Annotated in this window: 22 protein-coding genes and 2 pseudogenes; 19 read left to right on the forward strand and 5 right to left on the reverse strand. The window is 46.7% G+C overall.

Annotated features, from left to right (window positions below; translation table 11 throughout):
- Nucleotides 1-607 precede the first annotated feature (607 nt).
- The 3 genes from ABR335_RS06160 to dat all read left to right on the forward strand — a co-directional run bounded on the left by ABR335_RS06160 (nucleotide 608) and on the right by dat (nucleotide 4,889).
- Nucleotides 608-2,218, forward strand: coding sequence for an IS1182 family transposase (locus tag ABR335_RS06160; protein ID WP_434063205.1), 1,611 nt, complete (start codon nucleotides 608-610; stop codon nucleotides 2,216-2,218).
- Nucleotides 2,219-2,511: 293 nt separating this feature from the next.
- On the forward strand, nucleotides 2,512-3,930 hold the full coding sequence (pepV, locus tag ABR335_RS06165; protein WP_014097669.1) for a dipeptidase PepV: 1,419 nt from the start codon (nucleotides 2,512-2,514) through the stop codon (nucleotides 3,928-3,930).
- A gap of 92 nt (nucleotides 3,931-4,022) precedes the next feature.
- Nucleotides 4,023-4,889, forward strand: a complete 867-nt coding sequence (gene dat, locus ABR335_RS06170) for a D-amino-acid transaminase (protein ID WP_014097670.1) — start codon at nucleotides 4,023-4,025, stop codon at nucleotides 4,887-4,889.
- 50 nt (nucleotides 4,890-4,939) lie between these two features.
- On the opposite strand, the gene ABR335_RS06175 is transcribed toward dat, so the two are convergent.
- Nucleotides 4,940-5,107, reverse strand: a complete 168-nt coding sequence (locus tag ABR335_RS06175) for a hypothetical protein (protein WP_014097671.1) — start codon at nucleotides 5,105-5,107, stop codon at nucleotides 4,940-4,942.
- 151 nt (nucleotides 5,108-5,258) lie between these two features.
- On the opposite strand from ABR335_RS06175, the gene thpR reads away from it, so the two are divergent.
- The 3 genes from thpR (at nucleotide 5,259) to ABR335_RS06190 (ending at nucleotide 7,970) form a co-directional block, all read left to right on the forward strand.
- On the forward strand, nucleotides 5,259-5,828 hold the full coding sequence (gene thpR / locus ABR335_RS06180) for an RNA 2',3'-cyclic phosphodiesterase (protein WP_014097672.1): 570 nt from the start codon (nucleotides 5,259-5,261) through the stop codon (nucleotides 5,826-5,828).
- A 12-nt stretch (nucleotides 5,829-5,840) separates the two neighbouring features.
- A complete protein-coding gene (locus tag ABR335_RS06185; RefSeq protein WP_014097673.1) occupies nucleotides 5,841-6,788 on the forward strand; it encodes an NERD domain-containing protein in 948 nt (315 codons plus the stop codon).
- 390 nt (nucleotides 6,789-7,178) lie between these two features.
- Nucleotides 7,179-7,970 carry a phosphotransferase family protein gene (locus tag ABR335_RS06190; RefSeq protein ID WP_014097674.1) on the forward strand — a complete coding sequence of 264 codons (792 nt, stop codon included), beginning with the start codon at nucleotides 7,179-7,181 and terminating at the stop codon, nucleotides 7,968-7,970.
- A 148-nt stretch (nucleotides 7,971-8,118) separates the two neighbouring features.
- Here ABR335_RS06190 and ABR335_RS06195 read toward each other — a convergent pair whose 3' ends face one another.
- Nucleotides 8,119-8,397 carry a YtzH-like family protein gene (locus ABR335_RS06195; protein WP_026104490.1) on the reverse strand — a complete coding sequence of 93 codons (279 nt, stop codon included), beginning with the start codon at nucleotides 8,395-8,397 and terminating at the stop codon, nucleotides 8,119-8,121.
- A gap of 154 nt (nucleotides 8,398-8,551) precedes the next feature.
- Here ABR335_RS06195 and trmB point away from each other — a divergent pair, with 154 nt between their 5' ends.
- A complete protein-coding gene (gene trmB / locus ABR335_RS06200; protein ID WP_026104491.1) occupies nucleotides 8,552-9,214 on the forward strand; it encodes a tRNA (guanosine(46)-N7)-methyltransferase TrmB in 663 nt (220 codons plus the stop codon).
- A 499-nt stretch (nucleotides 9,215-9,713) separates the two neighbouring features.
- The gene (locus ABR335_RS06205) at nucleotides 9,714-10,568 is read left to right on the forward strand and encodes a YtnP family quorum-quenching lactonase (RefSeq protein WP_014097677.1); all 855 of its coding nucleotides are present in this window, start codon (nucleotides 9,714-9,716) and stop codon (nucleotides 10,566-10,568) included.
- A 1,253-nt stretch (nucleotides 10,569-11,821) separates the two neighbouring features.
- Here the strand turns inward: ABR335_RS06205 and ABR335_RS06210 are convergent.
- The gene (locus tag ABR335_RS06210) at nucleotides 11,822-12,133 is read right to left on the reverse strand and encodes a PepSY domain-containing protein (RefSeq protein WP_014097678.1); all 312 of its coding nucleotides are present in this window, start codon (nucleotides 12,131-12,133) and stop codon (nucleotides 11,822-11,824) included.
- A gap of 204 nt (nucleotides 12,134-12,337) precedes the next feature.
- On the opposite strand from ABR335_RS06210, the gene ABR335_RS06215 reads away from it, so the two are divergent.
- The 4 genes and pseudogenes from ABR335_RS06215 (at nucleotide 12,338) to ABR335_RS06230 (ending at nucleotide 15,232) form a co-directional block, all read left to right on the forward strand.
- Entirely contained in the window at nucleotides 12,338-13,411 is a 1,074-nt protein-coding gene (locus ABR335_RS06215; protein ID WP_014097679.1) for a M42 family metallopeptidase, read from the forward strand.
- A gap of 61 nt (nucleotides 13,412-13,472) precedes the next feature.
- Nucleotides 13,473-13,712: pseudogene (locus ABR335_RS06220) on the forward strand (DUF84 family protein); the annotation flags it as partial.
- A pseudogene (locus tag ABR335_RS06225) lies at nucleotides 13,700-14,104 on the forward strand (response regulator); the annotation flags it as partial. The pseudogenes ABR335_RS06220 and ABR335_RS06225, both read left to right, overlap by 13 nt.
- A 288-nt stretch (nucleotides 14,105-14,392) precedes the next feature.
- Nucleotides 14,393-15,232 carry a CheR family methyltransferase gene (locus ABR335_RS06230; protein WP_081092990.1) on the forward strand — a complete coding sequence of 280 codons (840 nt, stop codon included), beginning with the start codon at nucleotides 14,393-14,395 and terminating at the stop codon, nucleotides 15,230-15,232.
- Between the two features lie 93 nt (nucleotides 15,233-15,325).
- Here the strand turns inward: ABR335_RS06230 and ABR335_RS06235 are convergent, their stop codons facing one another.
- Nucleotides 15,326-16,465: a SpoIIE family protein phosphatase gene (locus ABR335_RS06235; protein ID WP_046721545.1), complete on the reverse strand. Its 1,140-nt coding sequence runs from the start codon at nucleotides 16,463-16,465 to the stop codon at nucleotides 15,326-15,328.
- 143 nt (nucleotides 16,466-16,608) lie between these two features.
- Between ABR335_RS06235 and ABR335_RS06240 the strand changes: the two genes are divergently transcribed.
- The 3 genes from ABR335_RS06240 to ytpR all read left to right on the forward strand — a co-directional run bounded on the left by ABR335_RS06240 (nucleotide 16,609) and on the right by ytpR (nucleotide 18,490).
- Nucleotides 16,609-16,923 carry a thioredoxin family protein gene (locus tag ABR335_RS06240; RefSeq protein WP_071451976.1) on the forward strand — a complete coding sequence of 105 codons (315 nt, stop codon included), beginning with the start codon at nucleotides 16,609-16,611 and terminating at the stop codon, nucleotides 16,921-16,923.
- A gap of 148 nt (nucleotides 16,924-17,071) precedes the next feature.
- Complete coding sequence (locus ABR335_RS06245; protein ID WP_017550264.1) at nucleotides 17,072-17,866, forward strand: DUF1444 domain-containing protein; 795 nt, start codon at nucleotides 17,072-17,074, stop codon at nucleotides 17,864-17,866.
- A gap of 18 nt (nucleotides 17,867-17,884) precedes the next feature.
- Nucleotides 17,885-18,490, forward strand: coding sequence for a YtpR family tRNA-binding protein (ytpR, locus tag ABR335_RS06250; RefSeq protein ID WP_014097689.1), 606 nt, complete (start codon nucleotides 17,885-17,887; stop codon nucleotides 18,488-18,490).
- Nucleotides 18,491-18,544: 54 nt separating this feature from the next.
- Here the strand turns inward: ytpR and ABR335_RS06255 are convergent, their stop codons facing one another.
- Entirely contained in the window at nucleotides 18,545-19,183 is a 639-nt protein-coding gene (locus ABR335_RS06255; RefSeq protein ID WP_014097690.1) for a YhcN/YlaJ family sporulation lipoprotein, read from the reverse strand.
- A gap of 174 nt (nucleotides 19,184-19,357) precedes the next feature.
- Here ABR335_RS06255 and ABR335_RS06260 point away from each other — a divergent pair, with 174 nt between their 5' ends.
- The 4 genes from ABR335_RS06260 to ABR335_RS06275 all read left to right on the forward strand — a co-directional run bounded on the left by ABR335_RS06260 (nucleotide 19,358) and on the right by ABR335_RS06275 (nucleotide 25,217).
- Nucleotides 19,358-22,486: a DNA translocase FtsK gene (locus ABR335_RS06260; protein ID WP_046721544.1), complete on the forward strand. Its 3,129-nt coding sequence runs from the start codon at nucleotides 19,358-19,360 to the stop codon at nucleotides 22,484-22,486.
- Nucleotides 22,487-22,776: 290 nt separating this feature from the next.
- Nucleotides 22,777-24,090 (forward strand): UDP-N-acetylmuramate--L-alanine ligase, encoded by a 1,314-nt coding sequence (murC, locus tag ABR335_RS06265; protein WP_014097692.1) that lies wholly within the window; start codon nucleotides 22,777-22,779, stop codon nucleotides 24,088-24,090.
- Nucleotides 24,091-24,290: 200 nt separating this feature from the next.
- Entirely contained in the window at nucleotides 24,291-24,821 is a 531-nt protein-coding gene (locus ABR335_RS06270) for a DUF948 domain-containing protein (protein ID WP_014097693.1), read from the forward strand.
- 18 nt (nucleotides 24,822-24,839) lie between these two features.
- Entirely contained in the window at nucleotides 24,840-25,217 is a 378-nt protein-coding gene (locus ABR335_RS06275) for a YtxH domain-containing protein (RefSeq protein WP_014097694.1), read from the forward strand.
- Nucleotides 25,218-25,240 lie beyond the last annotated feature (23 nt).

Consider the following 25,240-nt stretch of genomic DNA (forward strand, 5'->3'; position numbering starts at 1 on the left):
ACAATTATATTGTACATCTTTTTGCCTGAATTGACAAATATATCAGCTCTTGTTTACACCATATGTTGTGCCCACTAAGTTTATAACCACTATTGGTAGCGCTTTCTTTTTACCGTCCTTTTCCTGGGTTGCCGCTATCCGGCTGGGTATGCCTTTACCAGCCCGATGAAGGACATTTCAACGGTCCCAGCACCACGTTCTGTCTTTCATCACCCTGATGAAGAACATTTAGCTGTTTCCCGGCATCCGTTTTGTCCTTCATCATAGTTATGAAGGACAATATGCCGCTTGCCGACCCGTGTTTTGTCCTTCATCATGGTAATGAAGGACAAAACGCCGTTTGCTGACCCGTGATTTGTCTTTCATCACGCCTATGAAGGACAATTCGCCGTTTGCCGACCTGTGATTTGTCTTTCATCACGCCTTTGAAGGACAATTCGCCGCTTGCCGACCCGTGTTTTGTCCTTCATCATGGTAAGGGACCACTGAAAAAGTCAATCTGAAAATTCAAAATAATTATATGTACAATAAATTGAAAAAAAATACCCCCAGTATTTGGTATAATAAAGTTATACTACAAACCAAAACCAAACTGGGGGTATCTATCATGCTTAAAGAAAAAGATAATCAATTAAGCATCTATTCCATATTATACGATAAAATTCCTGAAAATCATACACTTAAATTATTAAGAGATGAAGTGGATTTTAGTTTTATCAATAAAATGCTTGAAAAAACTTACTGTAAAGAATATGGAAGGCCAGCAAAAGAGCCCGAACTTATGGTTAAAATCTTGGTGTTACAAAAACTCTATGACTTATCTGATGAGAAAGTTATAGAAAATTGCTCATTAAACCTTGCATATATGTATTTTTTAGGAATCAATCCGGAAGACGACCTCCCTCACCCAAGTCTTTTGGCAAAATTTCGTAAAAGTAGATTAGAAGGCAATCTCACTATAGATGAAATTATTATTGAAATCATAAACCAATGCATTGAAAAAGGAATTTTACAAAAGGTTTCTGGTATAACGATTGATTCCACTCATACAGAAGCCAACACCAAAAAATATAGACCGGAACGAGTCATGAAACAATTAGCGAAAAAAATCTTTAAAACCGTTAAAGAAGAAAACGGAGAAATACCAAGTGAAATCAACCAAGAAATCCCTGATTATAAAGAAATAGAAAACCATGATGAAGCTAGAAAAACAATGAAGTCCTATCTTGAAGAAACGGTATCAAAGGTAGAAGAACTAGTTGAACTGGAGAAAGCACCTGAAACAAAAGCACTCGTTAATAATGCGAAAGAAATTTTAGCAGACCCGAAGTTTATGGAGCAAAAAGGGGTACGATCGATTGTCGACCAAGAAGCGAGAATAGGGTATAAAAGCAAAAATGATCCTTTCTTTGGTTATAAAACGGAATTTATGATGACAACAGAAGATCGAATGATTACAGCTGTTCATACTGGTAATGGAGCTTATGTGGATGGAACGAAGTTTGATGAATTATTAGAGTTAACCAAGAAAACGAGAATAAAAATACCAGAAGTATATGGTGATAAAGCCTATTTTAAAAAGCCAATCTTAGACAAAATCTCTGAACTTAAAGCAAAGGCATACATCCCTGTAAGTGAAGCTGCATATCGCATAGACGAAGAAAGATTCAGTTATAACAAAGATTCTGACGAGTGGTTCTGTAGTCAAGGAAACAAAACAATCAAAAAGAAACACTATATAAGAAAATGTGGAAAAGAAACGTATAATTACTATTTTGACAGAGAACAATGTAGAAATTGCCCAATGCGAGAAGTTTGCATAACCGGAAAAACAGTCGGAAAAGTATTAGGGATCGGAATCAACACCCCAGAATTTTATGAGTATAGTCAACAACAGAAATCGGAGGGATTTAAAGAGAAGTATAAAAAAAGAGCATGCCAAGAAGGGAAAAATGGCGAAATGAAGAATTTCCACGGGTTAGATCGTGCCAAATGGTACGGTCTAAAAAGCATGGGCTTACAAGCCAAGCTAACAGCCTTGGCAGTAAATTTAAAGAGGATAGCCGCCATACTATCCTCTAAAAAGGCGAATTATAGCCAAACATTTGTCATTTTTACTAATTTCTATGGTAAAGAGTACCATTTACAGAAAATTTCTTACACTACACAGCAAATTTTACATAAAAAAATGGCTTTTTTCAGTGGTCACTCATGGTAATGAAGGACAAAACGCCGTTTGCCGGCCCGTGTTTTGTCTTTCATCACGCCTATGAAGGACAATATTCCGCTTGTCGACCTTTGATTTGTCTTTCATCCCGCCGATGAAAGACAATATTCCGCTTCCCCGACCTATGTTTTGTCCTTCATCCTTCCAAAGAAAGACCATATGCTGTTTCCCGTCTCCCTTTTTGTCTTTCATTCCCCGGCCGGCAAAAAATATCAATTCATTTTATAATCAATGGAAAAAGAAGTAAAATAAAGAACGAATGACAACGTAAAGGAGCGACAAAAATGGCCGATATCCACTGGATGGAAGAAGTATTAAAAAGGAAAGAGGATTTGATCCGCGACCTTCAAGGGATTTTGCAGATCAGAAGTGTCCTCGATGAAGCAAATGCAACAGAAGAAGCACCACTCGGGCAAGGCGTCAGGGAGGCACTCCAATATATGCTCGATCTCGGTGAAAAAGACGGTTTCAAAACGAAAAATGTGCAAAATCTCGCCGGGCACCTTGAAATGGGGGAAGGAGAAGACATTCTCGGGATCCTCGGGCATGTCGATGTGGTGCCGGAGGGGGACGGCTGGACAGTTGATCCGTACAGCGGCATAGTCAAAGACGGGAAAATTTATGCACGCGGCTCAAGCGACGACAAAGGCCCGACAATGGCGGCTTATTACGGCATGAAAATTGTAAAAGAACTCGGGGTGCCGCTTGAAAAAAGGGTGCGCCTCATTGTCGGCACAGATGAAGAAAGCAACTGGAGATGCATGGACGCCTATTTTGCAAACGAGGAAATGCCGGCCATCGGGTTTTCGCCGGATGCCGACTTCCCAATTATTTACGCAGAAAAAGGAATTGCCGATTTTGACATCATCCAGGATCCGGAAAAAACGGAAAATACGGGGCAGGCGGAACTGCTTTCTTTTGAATCGGGGCGCCGCTACAATATGGTGCCAGATTATGCGGAGGCACGCATTGTCACGCACGGCGAGCAGACGGAACTTTTGCAAAAATTCCAGGATTTTCAAAAGGAAACCGGACTTCGCGGGCAGGATTTTGTGGACGACGGCGTTTTGATTTTAAAACTGGAAGGCGTTTCGGCCCATGGTGCGGAACCGGAAAACGGAAAAAGCGCGGGGCTTTATTTGGCAAAATTTTTAAATAATGTGGCGCTTGACCGTGCCGGGGCAAAATTTATCAAAACGCTCAACCAGTTCTTCGGCCGTTCACGCGGTGAATATTTCGGCATCGGGTACAAAGATGAAGTTTCAGGGGAATTGACGATCAATATCGGGATCATGTCCTATCATCAGGAAAAAGGCGGCCGCATAGGATTAAATATGCGTTATCCCGTTACTTTCGATCTCGAAGCAGGAAAAACAAAAATTGTGTCGAAATTAAAAGAAGACGGCTTGCGTTTTGATCATTTTTCCGATCAGAAACCGCATTATGTTGACAAAAATGACCCGCTGATTACGACGCTTGCGAAAGTGTATGAGGAGCAGACCGGAGAGGAAGCGAAGCTGTTGGCAATCGGCGGCGGTACATATGCACGTACCCTTAAAAAAGGTGTGGCATTTGGGGCGCTTTTCCCGGGCCGCGAAGATGTCATGCACCAGAAAGATGAGTACATGTATGTGGAAGATTTGCTTAAAGCAACGGCTATTTATGCACAGTCCATTTATGAACTGGCCGGGAAGCACGCGTGACTTTAGCTGCGTCAATGCCGGCGGGCCGCAAGCAAGCAGAAGAACGAGCGGGAAAGCCGCAATAAAATGAAAAAAGGCAAAGGGGTTGCATCATGGAGAAACTGGTTTTAAACGGCACCCTGATCGACAGGGGAGAAGCAAGCGTTGATATTGAAGACCGTGGTTATCAGTTCGGGGATGGCATTTACGAAGTGGTCCGCGTATACGGGGGCAGGCTTTTTACAAGCGAAATGCATTTAAAGCGGCTCTATCAAAGCGCGGAAAAACTTTCGCTCCACATTCCGTATACAATGGAGCAGCTCACGGCACAACTGGAAGCACTGGTTGCAGCAAACCGCCTCGATACAGGCATTGTCTATTTGCAATTTACGCGCGGCGTTGCCAAGCGGAAACACCATTTTCCGGAAACAAGCGAAACGACGTTTGTTGCATACACGAGTGAAATGGAACGGCCGCTTGAAAAAATGAGAAAAGGCGTAAAAGCGGTGCTTGCGGAAGACATCCGCTGGCTGCGCTGCGACATCAAAAGCCTGAACCTGCTCGGCAATGTGCTCGCCAAACAAAAAGCTGTGGAAAACGGCGCTTATGAGGCAATCCAGCACCGCGGCGAAACAGTGACAGAAGGCTCGTCGTCGAATGTATTTATCGTAAAAGACGGCGTGCTCTTGACACATCCGGCAACGAACCTCATTTTAAACGGGATTACAAGACAAGTGGTCTTTGGCATTTGCGGGAAAATAGGCATTCCTTTCCGGGAAGAGCCGTTTACGGTAGCGGATTTGCGCGCGGCGGATGAAGTCTTGATGACAAGCACGACATCCGAAATCATGCCGATTGTGGACATTGACGGTAAACCCGTTGCAGACGGCACACCAGGCGCAATAACGTTAAAACTGCAGCAAGCTTTTGACAGGGAGATTCATGCTCTTTCGGCAGCGGTGCCGGGCGCGCCAAAATAAAAGAAGGGGCATTCCTTTAGCCGGAGGAACGGTTAAAGGAATGCCCCTTGCTATTTTTGGAGCCTGGCTTCTTCTTCTCCTGCCGGTTCAAGCTCCGACATGTGGGCAAGCACAATTTGATGAAGAAATGGCTTCTTCAGTTCACAATACCCGCTTTTGTAAATAAATACGATTTCACAATTCTCACCTTTGTACATGACATGGTCGCCAATCTTCACTCCAGCTCTCCCCCCTTAACATATTTATATACCCTATTCGGAAAAATGAAAACATCGGAAATGCCGGAAACCAGATTTTGCACAGTATACCTGCAGGGCAGTTTTTGTTAAAATAAACACAAAACCACGATGGACAGGGGCGAAAAAAGCGATGGCAAACCATTATTTTTATGCCGTCTTGCTGCCGGAAGCGTTCAAACAAAAATTGCAGCAGGCAACGGCCGGCTTGAAAGGGAGCCTGCCGTTTAAGCGATGGGTGCACCGCGATGATCTTCATATTACCCTTGCCTTTTTGGGAGCGGCAGAAGAGGCGCAATTGGAAAAAGCGAACCGGCTGATTGCAGATCAAATCGGTGCATTCCACGTGCTGCCGCTTGTGTTCGACCACTTCGGTACTTTTGGGAAAAAAGACGAACCGCGTGTACTCTTTGCAGGCATACAGGAATCACCGCCGCTTTCTGATCTTGAGACAATGGTGGCCGGCTGCTGCCTTGAAGCAGGTTTTTCACTTGATCGAAGACCGTTTCACCCGCATATGACGCTGGCGCGGAAATGGGACGGTGACAGACCTTTTGCTGACGGCATGCTGGATGCGTTTTCGCCTGAACCGGTGCCTTTTTCGGCAGACCGGATCGTGCTCTACCGGACGAATCTCCATCAAACGCCAAAATACGAAATCGTGCAGTCTTTCAGGCTAGCTGATGCACAGAATTTGAAGTAAGGGAAAAGGAAAATGGGACAGTTATTAAAAATGCAAGACTTTGTATCACGTTATGAAACAGACTTAATCCGCTACACCAACCAGTTTATCCGGCTGAAAAAACAACAGTGGGAAAAATTCCGGGAAAACTGGGAAAACGGGCCGGAGGAAGAAGAGGAAGCGCCTGCGCAGGAAGAATCGCGCCAGGTCCTTTCCCGCATGAAACACTGGTTAAAAAGAAAAGATACGGCCGAAATAGAGGAGCCGGACGCGCCGGTTTTCCACGCGCCACCCGGGGAATTGGATTTTGCCCCGCAGCTTGCCTTTTTGCCGGAGACGGAAGACCAGTTAAAAAAATTATTTCTCGACCAGCTGTTCCGGTTCCAGCTGAAATGGGCCAGTTCCACTTTGCTGCAACAGTCCGAAATCCCAGCCGTCCTTTATTTTGACCCGGACTTAAAATATTTTTTGCAAAGATTTCCGGATACATTTTTATTGATGTACCGGCCGGTTTTTTCATTCAAAAAAGCCGTTTTGGAAATGGAACATCTTTTGATTTCGCCAATGGCGGTATGGTGTATTGCCTTTGTGGAAAAAGAAAAGGATGCCGTCTTTTTCGGGTCGAACGGCCGTTTCTGGAAGAAGCGGACAGCCGGGAACGAAGAAAATATTTTAAATCCGGCCATTGCCCTCGCGCGGACGGAAAAAATCGTGCGCAGCATTCTGAAACGGCATGATATCACCTTTCCGGTCGAAAGGGCGCTCATTTGCCGGAACGGGTTTATTCAATGGCCGGATGCGCCGGATGGCCTCCATATTCTTGACAAACGCCCGCATGTCGAATGGTTCCGGCAACAGCGAAATTTGCGCTCACCGTTTAAATATATGCAACTGAAGTCGGCCCAAGTGCTGCTTAACGAATGCCTGGACAAAAAAAGTGCCGGAACGAACGAGGCTGCCCGTGACGGCGCCGGGGAATAGAGCGGGAATTTTTCCTGCAAACATTGGAAAATTTTCGGTACAAACAGCCGCCTTACCGGTATTTCAATATTTCTGGGAAATCCGGCCCCGGGTTAAACCAAAATTACGCTTGACGAAAAAAGTCAAAAAGCGATAAAATTTACTGAAAGGTGGCTATTGTGAATGATACTTGCCAATAGCTGTCTTTTTTTGTTTTTGTCTCCGTTTGCCGAGTGAAAAAACCGGCAGCTGCGGATTTTTCAGCAAACAGGAAGAATCCGCGTCAATGTTTTGTGTAAAATGGAATGGCATTTTTACTTTTTTACAAATCCTACTTTTCCTGGCTTTATAACAGGGATATCGCTGTTTTTTCATCGGTGTGAGGTTGACTTACTGAATTTGAAGGTGAACATGTTGGAAGATATATTAGGAAAAGGCTGGGAGATCATGCCGGCAGGGGGGGCGACAGGAGAAGCCTTCTATGCCAAATACCAGGAACAATCCCTCTTTTTAAAACGGAATTCATCGCCGTTTCTGGCCGTGTTATCCGCTGAAGGCATTGTCCCGAAGCTTGTCTGGACGAAAAGGCTAGAAAACGGCGACACCATCACGGCCCAGCAGTGGGTGGAGGGCAGGGAACTAAAGCCTTACGAAATGGAAGAAGAACGCGTTGCCAAGATGCTGAAAAAAATTCACGATTCAAAACCGCTTTTAACGATGCTGCAAAGGCTCGGGCTGGAATCGATGAAGCCTGAAAACATGCTGCATGATCTTAAATCCGGCGCAAAAGGGGAATGGCCCGATGCACCAGGTGTTCTGGATGCCCTTGAATTTCTCGAACGTGAACAGCCGAACGTTGCATACGGGGATTGTGTCGTCTGCCACGGCGATATCAATCATAACAACTGGCTTTTATCAAACGAAAATGAATTGTTTCTGATCGATTGGGACGGCCCGCTGATCGGCGATCCGGCGATGGACATCGGCATGCTCCTGTACGCCTACATTCCGCCCGAAAATTGGGAAAGGTGGTTGCTGCAATACGGCACGAAAATGACCGCAAGCCTTTCGCTCCGGATGAAATGGCACACCATTTACCAAGCGATTGTGATGATTTGCTGGCATAAAGAAAAAGGCCGGTACGAAGAAATGCAACGCTGGCTTGATTTTTTGCAGAACGTGCATGGCGGCGTGAAAAAATAAAAGAAGGCTGCATCCCGCGTTTGCCTGGGTCTTCTTTTTTAGAGAAACTGCCAGTTGAGGGCTTGCAGCGAAAAAAGTGTACCGGTTTCGAACGAAAAAGAAGAGAAACCGGGTGATGGTTCCTCTTCTTTTTGCCGCTCTTCATTCTTTAAAAATAGGTGTTCAGCTGGTCAACCCATTCCCCGAGCTTGTTTTGGTGGGCTTCAATATGGTCGTCCAAATGCTGGGCATATTTTCCCGCCTGGCTGTAGCTGTACACATCTGTCAGCGTTTGTTTCATATCATTTGCGACAGCCGGATTGACGAGCAATGATTTGACCAGCCTTTCCAATTGTTCACATTCCGAAACAGATCCGCAGCAGTCTGTTTGATGATCGTACAAAATATCCGTTAATAAGGTTAACTGGTCGCGATGGCTGAGTGCCAAGTGGAACACATCCTTCACTAGAGATATGCAGCTGTTGACATGTGCATGAAGGCCTTGCACCGGTACCTCCATACATACTCTATTGTTTAACCTGTCTCTTTTTTTATGCAGATAGGCCAGGCTTTTGCCAAAAAATATAAGTTGGGGTGTTTTTATGAGATTACGGAATAAGCCGTGGGCGGAAGAAAAATTAAAAAAGTACCCGCAATTCGTCGTACCTGACCCGGAAAAATGGCGCGGCCATTGGCAGGCGCTGTTTGGAAACGGCAACCCGCTCCATATTGAAATCGGAACAGGGAAAGGCCGGTTTATTTCTGAAATGGCGGAACAGCATCCCGAAATCAATTTTCTCGGGATCGAAAAACAGCCGAGCGTGATCGTGTCTGCACTCGATAAACTGATTGAAAAAAACCGCCCGAATGTAAAATTGTTAAATGTGGACGGTGCAAAGCTGCGGGAATTTTTTGCAAAAGGCGATGTCGAACAGATTTATTTGAATTTTTCCGACCCGTGGCCAAAAAAACGCCATGAAAAACGGCGACTCACATACCGCACTTTTTTGCAGCTGTATGAAGACATTTTGGCGGACGGCGGGGAAATTCATTTAAAAACGGACAACCAAGGTCTGTTTGAATACTCGCTGCAAAGTTTTTCGGAATATGGCCTGCAGTTAAAAAATATCAGCCTTGATTTGCATCGCAGTGATTTTTCCGGCAATGTCATGACAGAATATGAAGAAAAGTTTTCCGCACAAGGGCAGCGCATTTACCGCTGTGAGGCAAAATACCGCAACGCGCCCGGCGCACTGCAAGGATAATGGCAGTGCGGGGCGCTTTTTTTTGCATCGTGCACCAGACATGGAAAAACGGGAACGGGATTTCTAATTTTTTGCTACGCAGAACAGTTGGGAAAAACAGGACCGGTATTTTCGATTTTTGCAAAGCGAAGCAGGCAGGGAAAATGGGAGTGGCATTTTCCTTTTTTGCAAGTCGGAACAGCTGGGAAAAAAGGGGTCAGCATTTTCAATTTTTGCAAAGCGGAACAGGCTGAGAAAAACGGGACCGGTATTTTCGATTTTTTGCAAGGAGGGACAGGCTGGGGAAAACGCAACAGCATTTTCAGTTTTTTACATTACGGAACAGGCTGGGGAAAAAGGGAACGGCATTTTCAATTTTTTGCATTACAGAATTGGCGGGGAAACACCACAGGGCAAAGCGGACAGGCAGGATCGCCTTTTTTACAACGCGACACAGGCAGGAAAAATGGGAAATGGTGGCGAATATAATGAATTGAAACCGATTACAGGAGGGAGAAGAATGGAACATTTAACAGTCGGTGAAATGACACTTTACTGGCTCGATGGTGGCGTCACGCATCTGGATGGCGGTGCCATGTTTGGCGTTGTTCCGAAACCGCTCTGGTCGCGGAAATATCCATATAATGAAAAAAACCAGATTGAACTTCGGACAGACCCGATCTTTTTTCAGCTGTACGGGAAAAACATTCTCATTGAGTCCGGGATTGGCAACGGAAAACTGACAGACAAGCAGAAGCGGAATTACGGCGTCACAGAGGAGTCGCAGATCGACCGTTCATTAAGCGCATTCGGGTTGACACGGGAGGATATCGACATTGTGCTCATGACGCATTTGCATTTTGACCATGCATGCGGCTTGACCATGCCAGATGATACAAATGGATATGTCCCTTCATTTCCAAATGCCGCCATCTATGTATCTGAAACGGAATGGGACGAAATGCGTCACCCGAATATCCGTTCAAAAAGCACGTATTGGAAGGAAAACTGGGAAGCAATCCAGCATCAGGTGCAAACGTTTAAAGAAGAGGTTACCATTGAAGGCAAAGTCCGGATGGTACATACAGGCGGGCACAGTGACGGGCATGCGATTGTAATGGCGGAGTCCGGCGGCGAGAAATGGATCCATATGGCAGATCTTTTGCCGACGCACGCGCACCGCAACCCGCTTTGGGTGATGGCTTATGATGATTACCCGATGACCTCCATTTTTCAAAAACAGAAATGGATTGAAGAGGCGATCCGGGACAATGCCTGGTTTGTATTTTACCACGACGCTGTCTACCGGGCGCTGAAGTGGGATACGGACGGGAATATGATAGAAAAAGTGGAACGTGAAAAAATGCCCGTATAAAGTGGTAAAAAACGGTGAACAAAAGGTCCACCGTTTTTTACTGCCGCGTATGGGAAAAGATCCGTGCCGATTTTTGCATGGCATAAACCCCTGCGGCTTTCCTGCTAAACCGACCCGGTAACGAGAACGCGCCGTTTTAAATTTCACATCGAAATGCATCTTATCCTGTTAAATGAACAACCATCCAGCAAAGGGCCGGCTTAAAAATGTGAGGAAGCGCGGGATTTACATGGAGTGCGTCTACGTTAAGGAAGCACGGAAAAAAGATGGGCCTTTCTTCACCTAGAGCCTGTCTACATTAAGAAAGCAAGCAAAAACAAGGCGCTTTCTTAATCTAGAGCCTGTCTACGCTAAGGAAACGCGAAAAATTGAGGATCTTCCTTAACCTAGAGTGCGTCTACGTTAAGAAAGCGCGGAAAAAAGACGGCCTTTCTTTACATAGAGGGCGTTTACGTTAAGGAAGCAAGCAAAAACGAGGCTCTTGCTTTACATAGAGGGCGTCTACATTAAGGAAGGATGGAAAAACGAAGGCCTTTCTTAACATAGAACCCGTCTATGTTAAGGAAGCGCGGAAAAACGAAGGTCTTTCTTCACATAGAGTGCGTCTACGTTAAGGAAGCATGGAAAAAAGATGGCCTTTCTTTACATAGATCCTGTCTACATTAAGAAAGCAAGCAAAAACAAGGCGCTTTCTTAATCTAGAGCCCGTCTACGTTAAGGAAGCACGGAAAAACGAAGGTCTTTCTTCACATAGAGCCCGTCTACGTTAAGGAAGCGCGGAAAATTGAGGGTCTTCCTTAACCTAGAGGGCGTCTACGTTAAGAAAGCGCGGAAAAAAGACGGCCTTCCTTCACATAGGGCGCGTCTACGTGAAGGAAGCACGCAAAAATGAGGTTCTTCCTTCACCTAGAGGGCGTCTACGTGAAGGAAGCGCGCAAAAACGAAAGCCTTTTTTCACCTAGAGCCCGTCTACGTTAAGGAAGCGCGAAAAATTGAGGATCTCCCTTCACATAGGGCGCGTCTGCTTTCCAATAAAATATTCCGAAGGGTGCCAGTTTAAAAATAGCAGTAGCTTATCCTGCTTTCCCGCATAGAGCCGGCAAGAAAAGCCAGCCCTAAGCCGGGATCTCCGAAACAGAGCCGGTTACCATTCAGCAAAATCCTGATAGAGCTGGCGAGAAAAGCCAGCCTTAAAGGATTCTGCTTTTCCAGCCATCCGGCACAAGCCGGTTTAAAACGGATTTGCTTTTCTGTTAAATCGGATAGACATCGAGGACGGTACCGGTTTTGGCGTCGGCAATAAATTCGTACTGCTTCTTCTCTCCGTCTTTTGTAAGCGAAACCCCGCCCTTATAGACCCTCGTTTTAAACGGGTACTTTTCATAATCTTCCTCTGTCATTTGAATCCAGGAACCGTCAATCGGACCGTTTTCTTTAAACGCTTTCTTAACTTTTGCAAGAACGGTTTCGGCGGATACGCTAACAGTACGGTGCAATGTTTCATTGACGGCATACCCGGCGGCTGCACCCACAGCGATACCGGCGATAAAAGTTTTCCAATTCATCTTTCTCCTATCCTTTCCTCTGCAATTAATCAGAATAAATCGGTGCTCCCCCTCATTATATACTTTCAAGGCGGTAACCGAAAATGAATTCACTTACAAAAGTACAAAATGAAGTGAAAATCTGGCAAGAAAACCACCCATTATGTAAAATAAACCTTGTACATACGGTATGATAAAAAAATACAGAAACGAGGAGTAAAAAGCATGGAACAAGAAACGCTCGATTTATTTAAAACGCTGACTGAACTGCCAGGCGCACCGGGTAACGAGTCGGCCGTCCGCCAGTTTATGAAGCAGGAGTTGCAAAAATATTCGGATGAAATCATACAAGATCATCTCGGCAGCGTCTTTGGCGTAAGACGTGATCAGGAAGACGGGCCAACCGTGATGGTGGCAGGGCATATGGATGAAGTTGGATTTATGGTTACATCCATCACTGAAAATGGCATGATCCGCTTTCAAACACTAGGGGGCTGGTGGAGCCAGGTGTTGCTGGCTCAACGCGTACAAATTTATACGGATAACGGTCCTGTCATCGGTGTTGTTGGTTCAATTCCGCCACATTTATTGGATGAAAATCAGAAATCCAAACCAATGGACATTAAAAATATGCTGATTGATATCGGCGCAGATGACCGTGAAGATGCTGAAAAAATCGGGATTCGCCCGGGCCAGCCCATCTTGCCGGTTTGCCCGTTCACCCCAATGGCCAATCAAAAGAAAATTCTTGCTAAAGCTTGGGATAACCGCTACGGCTGCGGCCTCTCCATCGAATTGTTAAAAGAACTGCAGGGTGTAAAACTTCCGAACACGCTTTATTCGGGCGCTACGGTTATGGAGGAAGTCGGGACGCGCGGTGCACAGACAGCAGCCAATATGATTAAGCCGGATATTTTCTTTGCCCTGGATGCTAGTCCCGCCAATGATGCGTCCGGCGATAAAGAACAATTCGGGCAGCTTGGAAAAGGCGCATTGCTGCGGATTTACGACCGGACGATGGTGACACATAAAGGCATGCGCGAGTTTGTTCTCGACACAGCCGAGAGCAATGATATCCGCTACCAGTATTTCGTAGCCCCGAATGGCGGGACAGATGCCGGCCGCGTTCATACTACCAATGAAGGGATCCCGAGTGCTGTGATTGGGGTTTGCGCCCGCTATATCCATACGCATGCCGCGATCCTTCATGTCGATGACTATGCGGCAGCCAAGGCCTTGATCGTGAAATTGGTACAGGCCTGTGACCGTTCAACCGTTGATGCGATCCGCAGTAAATAATAAAGAAATATTCGATTTTCCTGAGGCAAAAATGCCCGAAATACAGAGGTGAAAGAATTTGATGATTGCAATTGGTTCGACCAATCCGGCAAAAGTGTCGGCTGTCCGGAAAGCCTTTGAAGTGCTTGACGGGCAGAAAATGGAATTTGTGGCTGCAGGTGTGCCATCCGGCGTAAAAGAACAGCCTTTTTCCGACGAAGAAACGCTGCAAGGGGCCATTAACCGCTCGAGGGCGGTCCTGGCAGCAAAAAATGCGGATATTGGTATTGGTCTTGAAGGTGGCGTGGTGGAAACCCCGAATCAGCCGATCAGGCGCTCCGAAATAAAACGGTGCTGATTTGTGACGATGACAACCGGAACATTTATGCACTGAAAAAGGCGCTGTCGAAAGAAGGCATGAAAGTGCTTGTGTCGCAAAACGGTTTCGAATGCCTGGATATGCTGGACCTTCACAAAGAGGTCGACATCGTCCTCATGGATATTATGATGCCGGGCATGGACGGTTATGAAACGATGCAAAGAATTCGGAAGAACGATGCATTTGCGGATTTGCCCATTATCGCTCTGACAGCAAAAGCGATGAAAGGCGACCGGCAAAAGTGTCTGGATGCCGGCGCAACAGATTACATCAGCAAACCGCTGAAGATGGACCAGCTGTTATCTGTCATGCGGGTATGGCTGCCGCTAGAATAAAGGCAGGCTGAGGGAAGGAAGCCCGTGAAAAAGCGGAGAGAGGGGTACGGGGTGAAGGAAGGCTGTACATTTTGCTTGCTTTCTTCACGCAGGGAAGTCCGAAAAAAATTCGTTACAGGAATTTCTTTGTAAAAAAGGCCGCAAATTTAGCCCGCTATCTTCACATAGGCATGCTCCAAGTAAAGGAAGCACGGGAAATTTTGTTGCTTTTTAGCGGCCGTTGCGGAATGAATGCCATTTCCGCAATTTCAACAAGCCCAAACTTTAGAATGATGGAGTGCAAAAAGCGTGAAAAAAAACCAACTAACGGATGAGGACATCAGGAAGCTCGAACTGGATATGCTGCTATTTGCCATTTACCGGATATCTGGCTACGACTTCCGCCAGTATGCCCGTTCTTCCATTGAAAGACGGGTTACGCACCGGATGCGGCTCGAAAATCTCCCGAGCATCAGCGCACTGATCGAAAGGGTGATCCATGAACCCGAATTCCTTGAAGTGCTGTTAAATGATTTGTCCATTCAAGTGACTGAAATGTTCCGGGATCCGGACTTTTTTGTCGCCTTTCGCGAAAAAGTCGTCCCGGAATTAAGGCAGTACCCGGAAATCCGGATCTGGCATGCAGGCTGCTCCTCGGGTGAAGAAGCCTATTCGATGGCCATTCTTTTGGACGAAGAGGGGCTACGCGAAAAAACGAGAATTTATGCAACCGATATGAATGAACGAGTGTTGCGCCAGGCGGAAAGCGGCGCCTTTTCGCTTCATAAAATGCAGACGTATACGAAAAATTATTTCCAAGCAGGCGGGAAACGCGAATTTTCCTATTATTACACGGCCGATGCCCAGCATGCCTATTTCAATAAGAGCCTTGCAGAAAATATCGTATTTGCCCAGCACAATCTTGTCACGGATGGTTCGTTTAATGAGTTCCATGCGATTATTTGTCGGAACGTTATGATCTATTTTGACCAAAACCTTCAGAAAAAAGTCCTTCGTTTATTTGATGAAAGCTTAACGAACCGGGGATTTTTAGGGCTCGGCCATAAAGAAACCGTGCGGACGATTGATACGGAAGGAAAGTATGAGGTTTTTGAAAGAGAAGAAAAAATTTACCGAAAAAAAGCATAACCATTTAAAAAACGGCGAGACACTGCGATCTCGCCGTTTTTTACTGTATTTGCGCCGGACAACCCCTATATCTCGCTTAGTAAGCCCTAGCACTTATTTTGCCTGCACGAGCACAACACACATATCATCCGGCTGTTGTTCCTGTAGTTCTTTGGCAAGGACGGTATCCAAGGGGGAAGTGGCCTTTTCCGGAGACCAGACGGATGAAGCAAGCTGCTGCAGGATTTTCAAGCCGTCGTGGCTGTCCGAATCGAGTGCTTCCATTACGCCATCTGTAAATAAAAGGAGCTGCAGGCTCTCATGGTAGCGGAGCACCTGCTTTTCCACTTTCAATTGCGGGAAGAAGCCGACAGCACATCCGCCTTCCAAAAGCGGCACAACTTCCTTTTCATCCACGAGGGCAAAAGCGGGCGGGTGGCCGGCATTCACATATTCGATCGTTTTGCTGGCACAGTCGAGCACAAGGTAGATGGCCGTAAAATAATGCTGCAACCCGCCATTTTTATTCAGGTAAAGCATCAGTTCGTTTAATTTCTGCATCACCGTTTCAGGGTCTGCCTTGCTTTGCATTAAATCCCTTAATTTGGAAGAAATAAACATGCAGACGAGCGATGCTGAAATCCCGTGCCCCATCACATCGAGAAGCATGAGGCTGTAACGGTGATCATCCATTTTATACCAGTAATAAAGATCACCGGCCAGTTGATGAGCCGGTTTGTACGAAGATGTAATGGAAAGACAGTTTTCTTTTATCGGTTCGCTCAAAAGTGTGCGCTGAACCTGCATGGCAAGATCGAGCTCGTCTTTTAAATGCCTTTCCTGTTCCGCATGCCAGTCTTTCTCTTCTTTCAGGCGCAGTGCTACTTTAAGGCGGGCGATCAGCTCGACTTTGTTGATCGGCTTAGTAATATAATCGATTCCCCCGGCGTTCAGTGCTTCCGCCAGCTTCCGGGCATCATCAAGCGCAGTCAGGAAAATGACGGGAATATCACGAAAACGCTGTGACTGCTGCAGCATCCGGCACGCTTCAATACCATCGATTTCGGGCATCATAATATCCATCAAAATGCAGTCGGCAGGCGGTTTTGGCGCGTGTTCCTCACCAAGATGCAAATAAGCGAATAATCCTTTAGCCGAAGTGAAAGATACATACTGATTATATCCGGCATTTTTTAAAGTTTTTTCTATGACAAATAAATTTACTTTATGGTCATCTACAATTAAAATGGTCATGAAGTCTACCCCTTATGTAAAAAGTCCATTTCCCGCAAACTGCTCAATTTTCATTATACCGGGAAAGCCGGGTGGTGAAAAATGAAACAGCTCTGCCGTTACGGTATAATAAAAAGAAGACACAGAAACTGGAGGGTTTAACCATGCAAGAATTGCAATCAATGGAAGATTTTAAAAACTTGAAAGAAAACGGGACACACATTTTTTTGTTCTCAGCGGACTGGTGTCCAGACTGCCGCTTCTTAGACCCGTTTATGCCGGAAATTGAAAAAGCATACAGCGATTATACTTTTGTCCATGTTGACCGCGATAAATTTTTGGATTTATGTGCGGATCTTGATGTATACGGGATCCCGAGTTTTGTCGCATTCCGGGACGGCAAGGAAATCGGCCGTTTCGTCAGCAAAGACCGGAAAACAAAAGAAGAAGTCGAAAAATTTATCGAAAGCCTTGCCTGAATCATAGATGATCAAGCCGCATTGAACGCGGCACCATCCGAATGCATACGCATATTTTCAGGAAAGACAAAAAGCAGGCCGAAATCCCCCTCTTTGCGGACGGGGGATTTTTCCTAAGCTGGGGGATAAAGGAGGTGCCAACCGGAAAATGGATACGAAACAATTAAGACGGGAGCTGGAAAAAAGGCTGGAGAAAAAAGGACGGATTTTTTCCTATGACCGTGAAAAAGATGTACTTCGGGTCGAAAATGAAGACACACACCAGGGACTCAATATTTCCCTGCCGGAGATTGCCGCCAAATGGGCTACCCAAAAAGAAGAAGCGATTAAAGAAGTTGTCTATTATGCGGAAGCAGCGCTCGGTGTAATGGGGAAAAACCATTCGCTTAATGGCCGGGAAAAAAGTATTTTTCCTGTGATCCGGTCCACTTCTTTTCCAGAAGAAGCTCCAGGAGGCATCCCGTTTTTAACCGATGCGCACACGGCCGAGACGCGCATTTATTACGCGCTTGATCTGGGGAATACGTACCGGTTGATCGATCTTCAAATGCTGGAGCGGGAAGAGTGGAGCCCGGAACAAATTCGGGAAACGGCGCGGTTTAATTTACGGTCGCTTTCCACGAAAATGAAAAAAGACACTGTCGCAGGGAATGATTTTTATTTCTTGAACACGAATGATGGCTATGATGCAAGCCGGATTTTAAATGAAAAGTTATTGCAGGAAATGTCCGAGAAAACGGAAGGGGAAATGGTTCTTGCTGTTCCCCATCAGGATGTTTTAATTATAGGTGACATCCGCAATGAAACAGGTTATGATATAATCGCGCAAATGGCGATGAATTTTTTTGCAAACGGCCATGTGCCGATTACTGCCCTCTCATTTTTATATCAGGACGGCGAATTGGAGCCGGTCTTTATTTTGGGCAAAAACCGGAAGTCTTGAAAGGAGTACGTTTCGTTTATGAATGTTTTTTACAACCGCGAAGGCATCGGCGATACATTGATTGTTATGATCAAAGACGCGGAGCATGCCGCTTATGAAAAGAGAGGCACGGTTGCCCGCATTTATGATGAAAAGACAAAAGAAACAGCCGGGTTCAATATTTTTGAAGCATCCCGGTACGGCGCGTTTGAAGGAAGCGGCCCCGTGAAACTGACGGAAGCTTTACTCGACAAGCTGAACGGAATACTCGCCGAAAACGGGTTCGATGAAAAACTGGACGCCGACTTGTCCCCGAAATTCGTTGTCGGGTATGTAAAAGAAAAGGAAAAGCACCCGGATTCTGATCATTTAAGCATCTGCCAGGTTGACACCGGTGCTGAGACATTGCAAATTGTCTGCGGCGCGCCGAATGTGGAAGCCGGGCAAAAAGTTGTGGTTGCAAAAACAGGCGCTGTTATGCCGAACGGGATGATCATCAAAGATGCCGTGCTGCGCGGCGTGGCTTCAAGCGGCATGATCTGCTCGGCGCGTGAACTCGGGCTCCCGAATGCACCGCAGAAAAAAGGCATCCTTGTGCTGGACGGGCAATACGAAGTCGGAAGCGAATTTCCGCTGCCGGAATAAAAAGCCGGATGCCAAAAAAAGGGCTGCATCACGCGGGATGCGGCCCTTTTTCGCTTATCTTGATCCGTTCGGAAAGACACGCTGAATGATATCGTTAAACTGGTTAAAAAATCCTGAAATCGGGCGGCCGTTTCGGATGTCATTGACGTAATCACTCATCTGGTCAAAGAAATCCGGATTTTCGGAAATGTACACATCATTGATCGATGGATCGGTTTGCTTGACAACTTTCGAAATTTTGTTTTTCAGTTTTTTGTCAAGTTTGTCGTTGTTTTGGTTCCTTTCCAGTAAGACAGCCACATAAGCATTGTCATTCGTGGCGATGACACGCGCTTGTGCTACCTCTTTTAAATTCTCAATGCTGCGCGCAATACGGTTGGCCACCCGGACGTTATTGTTGTTATTATTGTTGTTGTTGCCGTTGCCGTTATTGTTCGTCAAATTGGCGTTGTTGATCCCTTGTGTACCCCGTGTATTATTTGTCAAATCAGCGCCATTATTGCCGTTTGTTCTTCCTGTATTGTAACGGACATTATTGTAACGCACATCATTATTGTCGGCTGTGTCGTTATAGCGTACAGGCCGTGCATTGTTGCGGTTGCCATTATTGTCGCCAGCACCGTTATTGTTTCCGCATCCCATCAACAGCCCGGATGCAAGCCCGATGCCGAGCAATGCTTTTGCGATCTTCAATCCATTCCCTCCTTCAAAAAAATAGTATCACTCATAATGTGCCTAACCCCGATTTTTTTATGCCGGCATGCCTGTGTTAAAAAATCCCTCGAAAAACATGTGTTTCCTTTGTATAATGGAAGGTGAGAAGAATTTTTGAAAGGCTCTTCGGACGCATGAGCAAAGGAAAGAGTGATGAATTTGAGCTGGATTAAAAAAATGGCAAAATATTTTAAGGATGAAAACGTGCACGAAGAGGCCCCGGAACAACCCGGGCTTTACCAGGCACGCCCGGACAAAATAGATACCCGTGTGGCTTATCATTATCCGAAAAAACAGTTTCGTTTTCCTGTAATTCCGGATCAGGAAGGGGCGCGCCGGAAGACGGCTGAAAAACCGGAAAAGCAGCGGCCACGGGCAAAAAAACATCGTCCCGAGCCACAGTCTGAACGGAGCGAAAAAGTGCAAAAAGGCCATCCTTTCCGGCCGACGGATATCCCGTCCCCGGTCTTTGGATTTAAACGGCCGACAAATGATTCTGCGCAGGAAGAAACAACAGTGTTGGAATACGAGCTGGAAGATCATTACAAAAAGGATATCCGTCTCTTGGATATGGCGAAACTGCAGCAATTGCTTGATTTTGCAGAAAATCCGGGCACGGACGGCGAACGGAACCTGACAACACCTGAACACGGCATGGCGGATCAATTGTTCGAAGAGAAAAAAATGGATTTACCGGCAGATCAAGCCGGGCGCGCAACAGCGGATCAGGCGGAAAAGGGCGAACCTGTCCAAACGGAAACAGGGCGCGGCGAAGATTCACCAGGTGCGGCAGATGAAGCCGAAGCGACATACAAGCTTGAGAAAACCGGCACAATTCCGTCTGATGAATCGGAACAGCCGAAAGCGGAAATGCCGGAATCTGGCCCGGTAAGTGAACTGCCAAAAGAGGATGCGGCGGCCATTTCTCTGGAAGCAAGTACGGCGGGCCTTGCAAATGAACCGGAAACCTCTTCGTCATATACTTCGGAAAAAGCCGAAGCCATCCAGGTAAACGAACCAGACCAGCAAAACGCAGGAACACTGGGATCCGACCCGGCAAGTGACCCGGCAAAATCGGAAGAGACTCCGGCATCCGCTTTGGAGAACATGGAGCCAGAACAACATAGCATGGGCACGCCGGAATCTTTAGCAGCAGGCATGCTGGAGAAATCCGGCATAAGCCTGGCAGATGAGCCGGAAACAGAGAAAGCTGCTTCGGCAAGTGAACCGGAAAAAGCCGAAACCGATCCGGCAAACGAACCGGAAAAAGGGAATGCCACGGCCATTTCTCCGGAAGAACCCGGCACAAACCCGGCAGATGAATCGGAACAGCTAAAAGCGAAAACGCCGGGATCCGATTCGGCAAGTGTGCTGCCAAAAGAGGATGCAGCGGCTGTTTCTCCGGAAGCAAGTACGGCGGCCATTGCAAGTGAACCGGAAAAAGCTTCCTCGGCATATGCTTCGGAAAAAACCGAAGCCATCCTGGTAAATGAACCAGACCAGCAAAACGCAGGAACACTGGGATTCAATCCGGCAAGTGAATTGTCAAAAGAGGATGCCGCCGTTTCTCAAGAGGCAAGCATGGCGGACCTTGCAAATGAGCCGGGAACCCCTTCGGCATATGCTTCGGAAAAAACCGAAAAAAATGCAGGAAATGAACCGGAACAGCGGCATACGGAGATGGCGGGCACTTCTCCGTCATCCGGCGAAGCAACAAAAACGGAAAGACGCCCGCGAAAGCATCTGCCGTTTAACGTGCTGATGCTGAAACAGGACCGCCGGAGGATCACAGAAAAGAAAGAGGCCCCGGGTCCCCGGCCGGAACAAGAAAATCCGGCCGAAAACAGCGGTGAAAAACCGTTTTCTTTCCCGTCGCTTTCGTTGCTGGAGCCGCCGGTGAAGCAGACCCGGGATGAGGAGTGGATCAAAGAACAAAGCTATACGCTGGATGAGGCACTTGAAAATTTCAATGTCCGCGCGAAAGTGGTAAACGCAAGCCAGGGGCCTTCCGTCACCCGGTTTGAAGTCCAGCCTGAACCGGGCGTAAAAGTCAATAAAATCACCAATCTGAACGACGACTTAAAATTAAGCCTCGCTGCGAAAGATATCAGGATCGAAGCGCCGATTCCGGGCAAGCATACGGTCGGCATTGAAATCCCGAACTTGAAAAGCCGCCCTGTCCGTTTGCGTGAGATCATCGGTGATCCCGTATTTCAAAACAGCAAATCTCCGTTGACGGTTGCGATGGGCCTGGATATTTCGGGGAAACCGGTTGTAACCGACCTGCAAAAAATGCCGCACGGGCTGATTGCAGGCGCCACCGGATCGGGAAAAAGCGTCTGTATCAATTCGGTGCTTGTTTCGCTCCTGTATAAAGCGGCGCCGCAGGATTTGAAACTGCTCCTGATCGACCCGAAAATGGTGGAGCTTGCGCCATATAATCAAATTCCGCATCTCGTCAGCCCTGTCATTACAGATGTCAAAATGGCAACAGCGGCATTAAAGTGGGCGGTTGAAGAAATGGAAAGGCGTTATGAATTGTTTGCCCATGAAAGTGTGCGCGATATTCACCGTTATAATGAAATGGCCGTCCGTACCCGCAGGTTTTCCGAAAAGCTGCCGTATATTGTCATTGTCATCGATGAGCTCGCTGATTTAATGATGACCTCACCGGGGGATGTCGAAGATGCCATCTGCCGGATTGCACAAAAAGCGCGCGCCTGCGGGATTCACCTGATTCTGGCGACACAGCGGCCGAGCGTGGATGTCATTACCGGCTTAATCAAGGCCAATATCCCGACGCGCATTGCTTTTTCCGTCTCTTCACAGGTCGATTCGCGCACCATTATTGATATGAGTGGGGCGGAAAAACTGCTAGGCAAAGGGGACATGCTGTTTTTGGAAAACGGCACTTCCAAACCGGTCCGGCTGCAGGGCACTTTTGTGAGCGACCGTGAAATCGACGATGTTGTGTCATCTGTAAGGGAAACTGCAGAGCCGGAATATTTGTTCCAGCCTGAAGAATTGCTGAGACAAACGGAAACGGGCGAAGAAGAAGACGAGCTTTTTCCCGACGCCTGCGAATTTGTCATTCACCAGGGCGGGGCGTCCACGTCACTTTTGCAGCGCAATTTTCGGATCGGCTATAACCGGGCCGCCCGTCTGATTGATATGATGGAGCAGCAGGGGATTATTTCCGGGGCGAAAGGAAGCAAGCCGCGGGATGTTTTAATAACGAAAAGCGAATTTATGCAAATGCAGGAAGCGGAAAGCAGAGAGTGATCGTTTTTCCTTATAGCCGGCAGCTGTTTTGGCAAGGATAGAGGAAAAAGGGCATGCGGAATGCGGATGTGCGCTGCCCTTTCCGGCTTCCGGCGGGCTGCGGGCAAAATTCCGTTTTTTCATGTTCACGGCTGCCTGGAAATGATATAATGATGGAGTATGAATTTTTTATGATGGGCATGAAGGCAGCCGTATAAAGCCTGTATAGCTGCTATGGAAACATGCCTTATCGCACATGGCGGGTTTTTATCATATACTGCATACATATAGACAGTGTTGGAGGTTCTATTATGACTGTATACCATTTCGTAGGGATTAAAGGATCGGGCATGAGCGCACTGGCACAGATCCTGCATGACATCGGATACGAAGTGCAGGGGTCTGACGTGGAAAAGCGCTTTTTTACCCAGCAGGCATTAGAAGATGCTGGCATTAAGATCCTGCCTTTCAACCGGGAAAATATTCACCCCGGCCTGACGGTGATTGCCGGCAATGCTTTTCCCGATACGCACGAAGAAATTGATGAAGCGATGAAACGCGGTATTCCTGTGATCCGTTACCATAAATTTCTCGGTGAGTTTTTGAAAAATTTTACGAGCGTTGCTGTAACAGGCGCGCACGGTAAAACATCGACTACCGGGCTGCTTGCCCATGTCATGCATGAGATCAAGCCCACTTCCTATTTGATCGGGGACGGAACGGGAAAAGGGGTTCCGGGAGCGGAATATTTTGTATTTGAGGCGTGTGAATACCGGCGCCACTTTCTTTCCTACCATCCGGATTATGCGATTATGACCAATATTGACTTCGACCATCCGGATTATTATGCGAACATTGACGATGTCTTTTCCGCCTTTCAAGAAATGGCACTGCAAGTCAAAAAAGGCATCATCGCTTACGGGGACGACGAGCAGCTGCAAAAAATCCAGGCGAAAGTGCCGGTTGTTTTTTATGGCTTTGAAGAAGGCAACGATTTTCAGGCAAGAAATATTGTGACGGAGCCGCAAGGAACGAAATTCGATGTGGTGGTCCGCAATAATTTTTATGGGACGTTCGAAATTCCCTCTTTCGGGAACCACAACGTGCTGAATGCGCTTGGGGTCATCGCCCTCTGCCAATACGAAGGCATCGAAAAAGAAGCGGTTGAAACGCATTTAAAAACATTTCACGGGGTCAAACGCCGCTTTACGGAAAAAGAAATCGGCACGCAAATCATCATTGATGACTATGCCCACCATCCGACTGAGATCAAGGCAACCATTGATGCCGCGCGGAAAAAATATCCGGAAAGAGAGCTTGTCGCCGTATTCCAGCCGCATACTTTTAGCCGCACGCAGGCATTTCTTACAGAGTTTGCGGAAAGCTTAAACCTTGCAGACCGGGTTTTTCTGTGCGATATTTTTGGCTCGGCGCGCGAACACCACGGGAAGCTTTCTATTTACGATTTGCAGGAAAAAGTCAGCGGATCTCAAATTATCAAGGAAGAGGACATGTCCCCGCTTCTTGGCATTGAAAACAGTGTCATTCTCTTTATGGGTGCCGGGGACATCCAAAAGTACCAAAAGGCATACGAAGCATTGCTGCAAAAGCATGTAAGCCGGTAAGGCAAAGGCATTGTCCGAAAAACAGGCGGGCAATGTCTTTTTTTGTTATAAGATTTGTCAAGCAGAAAATGTTTCCATTTTTGTTGGCACAAGGCGGCCGTTATGCGAAAATAAGGATGGTACCCGCAAAGATTTCAACCCCATAGTTTAAGGAAGGCGATTTGGGGTAATTTTATTGTACATGGAGGTGGTAACGAAAGATGAAAATCATCCTGTATTTAAGCGTGGCGCTGATTGCTGTTGCATTCCTTATTCTGGTCATCGCCCTGACGAAGACATTGAAATCATTAAGCAAAACATTGGACAACTTGTCGGATACGGTAAAGGGCCTTGAAGGGCAGATGCACGGCATTACAGAGGAATCAACAAAATTACTGGAAAAAACGAATGTGTTGGTTGAAGACATCGAGCATAAATCGGAAAGGCTGAACAGTGTCGTCTATGCCGTGGAAGATATCGGTGTTTCCGCCCAGCAACTGAGTCAGGCGCTGCGTAAAGTCACAACATCGATTGCTTCGGCCGTCAGCAAAAGGCAGGACAAAATTGCACAGGCCGTGCAATGGGGCGCTGCGCTGAAGGAAATAAAAGATAGATGGTCGGGTAAAAAAGGTACAGGCACAGGCACGAATGAAACCCATCCTGTCCATGCCAAAGACCCTGTCCCGAAACACCTTCTTGAAGAACCGGTCCGCAATGATGAAAGGCTGCTCCAACGGGTAAGAAATTCATAAACTTAAGGAGGAATTTACATGTCTGAAGAACAAATGTCCACGAAAGATTTTTTGACTGGTGCAATTGTCGGTGGTGTTGTCGGTGCTGCAGTAGCGCTTATGCTGGCGCCGAAATCGGGGAAAGAACTTCGGGAAGACTTAAGCGGCCAGGTGGAAACCATTAAAGGAAAAACAGACGGCTGGCGCGAATTTGCGACCGAAAAAGGGACCCAGCTCGCTTCGCAGGCTGCTGAAAAAACAAAACAAGTCCGCGATTTTGCCGTGCAGAAAGGCAGCCAGCTGAAAGACAGCGCCGTTCAGACCGCGCAGCAGGCAAAAGATAAAGCACAAACGGATATGGAAAATGTGAATCAACAAAGTTCAAATTCAGGCAGTTCCTCATCGGTCGGTGAGTAAGCGCAAAAAAAGCGGCATATCAG

Origin of the sequence: Heyndrickxia faecalis (assembly GCF_040267745.1) — a bacterium.
GTDB classification, from domain to species: domain Bacteria; phylum Bacillota; class Bacilli; order Bacillales; family Bacillaceae_C; genus Weizmannia; species Weizmannia faecalis.

Coding starts and splice junctions, on each gene's coding strand:
- trmB (WP_026104491.1), top strand. CDS start 8,552: ATGAGATTACGGAATAAGCCGTGGGCGGAAGAAAAATTAAAAAAGTAC.
- thpR (WP_014097672.1), top strand. CDS start 5,259: ATGGCAAACCATTATTTTTATGCCGTCTTGCTGCCGGAAGCGTTCAAA.
- ABR335_RS06275 (WP_014097694.1), top strand. CDS start 24,840: ATGTCTGAAGAACAAATGTCCACGAAAGATTTTTTGACTGGTGCAATT.
- ABR335_RS06245 (WP_017550264.1), top strand. CDS start 17,072: ATGGATACGAAACAATTAAGACGGGAGCTGGAAAAAAGGCTGGAGAAA.
- ABR335_RS06240 (WP_071451976.1), top strand. CDS start 16,609: ATGCAAGAATTGCAATCAATGGAAGATTTTAAAAACTTGAAAGAAAAC.
- murC (WP_014097692.1), top strand. CDS start 22,777: ATGACTGTATACCATTTCGTAGGGATTAAAGGATCGGGCATGAGCGCA.
- ABR335_RS06270 (WP_014097693.1), top strand. CDS start 24,291: ATGAAAATCATCCTGTATTTAAGCGTGGCGCTGATTGCTGTTGCATTC.
- ABR335_RS06160 (WP_434063205.1), top strand. CDS start 608: ATGCTTAAAGAAAAAGATAATCAATTAAGCATCTATTCCATATTATAC.
- ABR335_RS06210 (WP_014097678.1), bottom strand. CDS start 12,133: ATGAATTGGAAAACTTTTATCGCCGGTATCGCTGTGGGTGCAGCCGCC.
- ABR335_RS06260 (WP_046721544.1), top strand. CDS start 19,358: ATGAATTTGAGCTGGATTAAAAAAATGGCAAAATATTTTAAGGATGAA.
- ABR335_RS06215 (WP_014097679.1), top strand. CDS start 12,338: ATGGAACAAGAAACGCTCGATTTATTTAAAACGCTGACTGAACTGCCA.
- pepV (WP_014097669.1), top strand. CDS start 2,512: ATGGCCGATATCCACTGGATGGAAGAAGTATTAAAAAGGAAAGAGGAT.
- dat (WP_014097670.1), top strand. CDS start 4,023: ATGGAGAAACTGGTTTTAAACGGCACCCTGATCGACAGGGGAGAAGCA.
- ytpR (WP_014097689.1), top strand. CDS start 17,885: ATGAATGTTTTTTACAACCGCGAAGGCATCGGCGATACATTGATTGTT.
- ABR335_RS06185 (WP_014097673.1), top strand. CDS start 5,841: ATGGGACAGTTATTAAAAATGCAAGACTTTGTATCACGTTATGAAACA.
- ABR335_RS06235 (WP_046721545.1), bottom strand. CDS start 16,465: ATGACCATTTTAATTGTAGATGACCATAAAGTAAATTTATTTGTCATA.
- ABR335_RS06190 (WP_014097674.1), top strand. CDS start 7,179: ATGTTGGAAGATATATTAGGAAAAGGCTGGGAGATCATGCCGGCAGGG.
- ABR335_RS06205 (WP_014097677.1), top strand. CDS start 9,714: ATGGAACATTTAACAGTCGGTGAAATGACACTTTACTGGCTCGATGGT.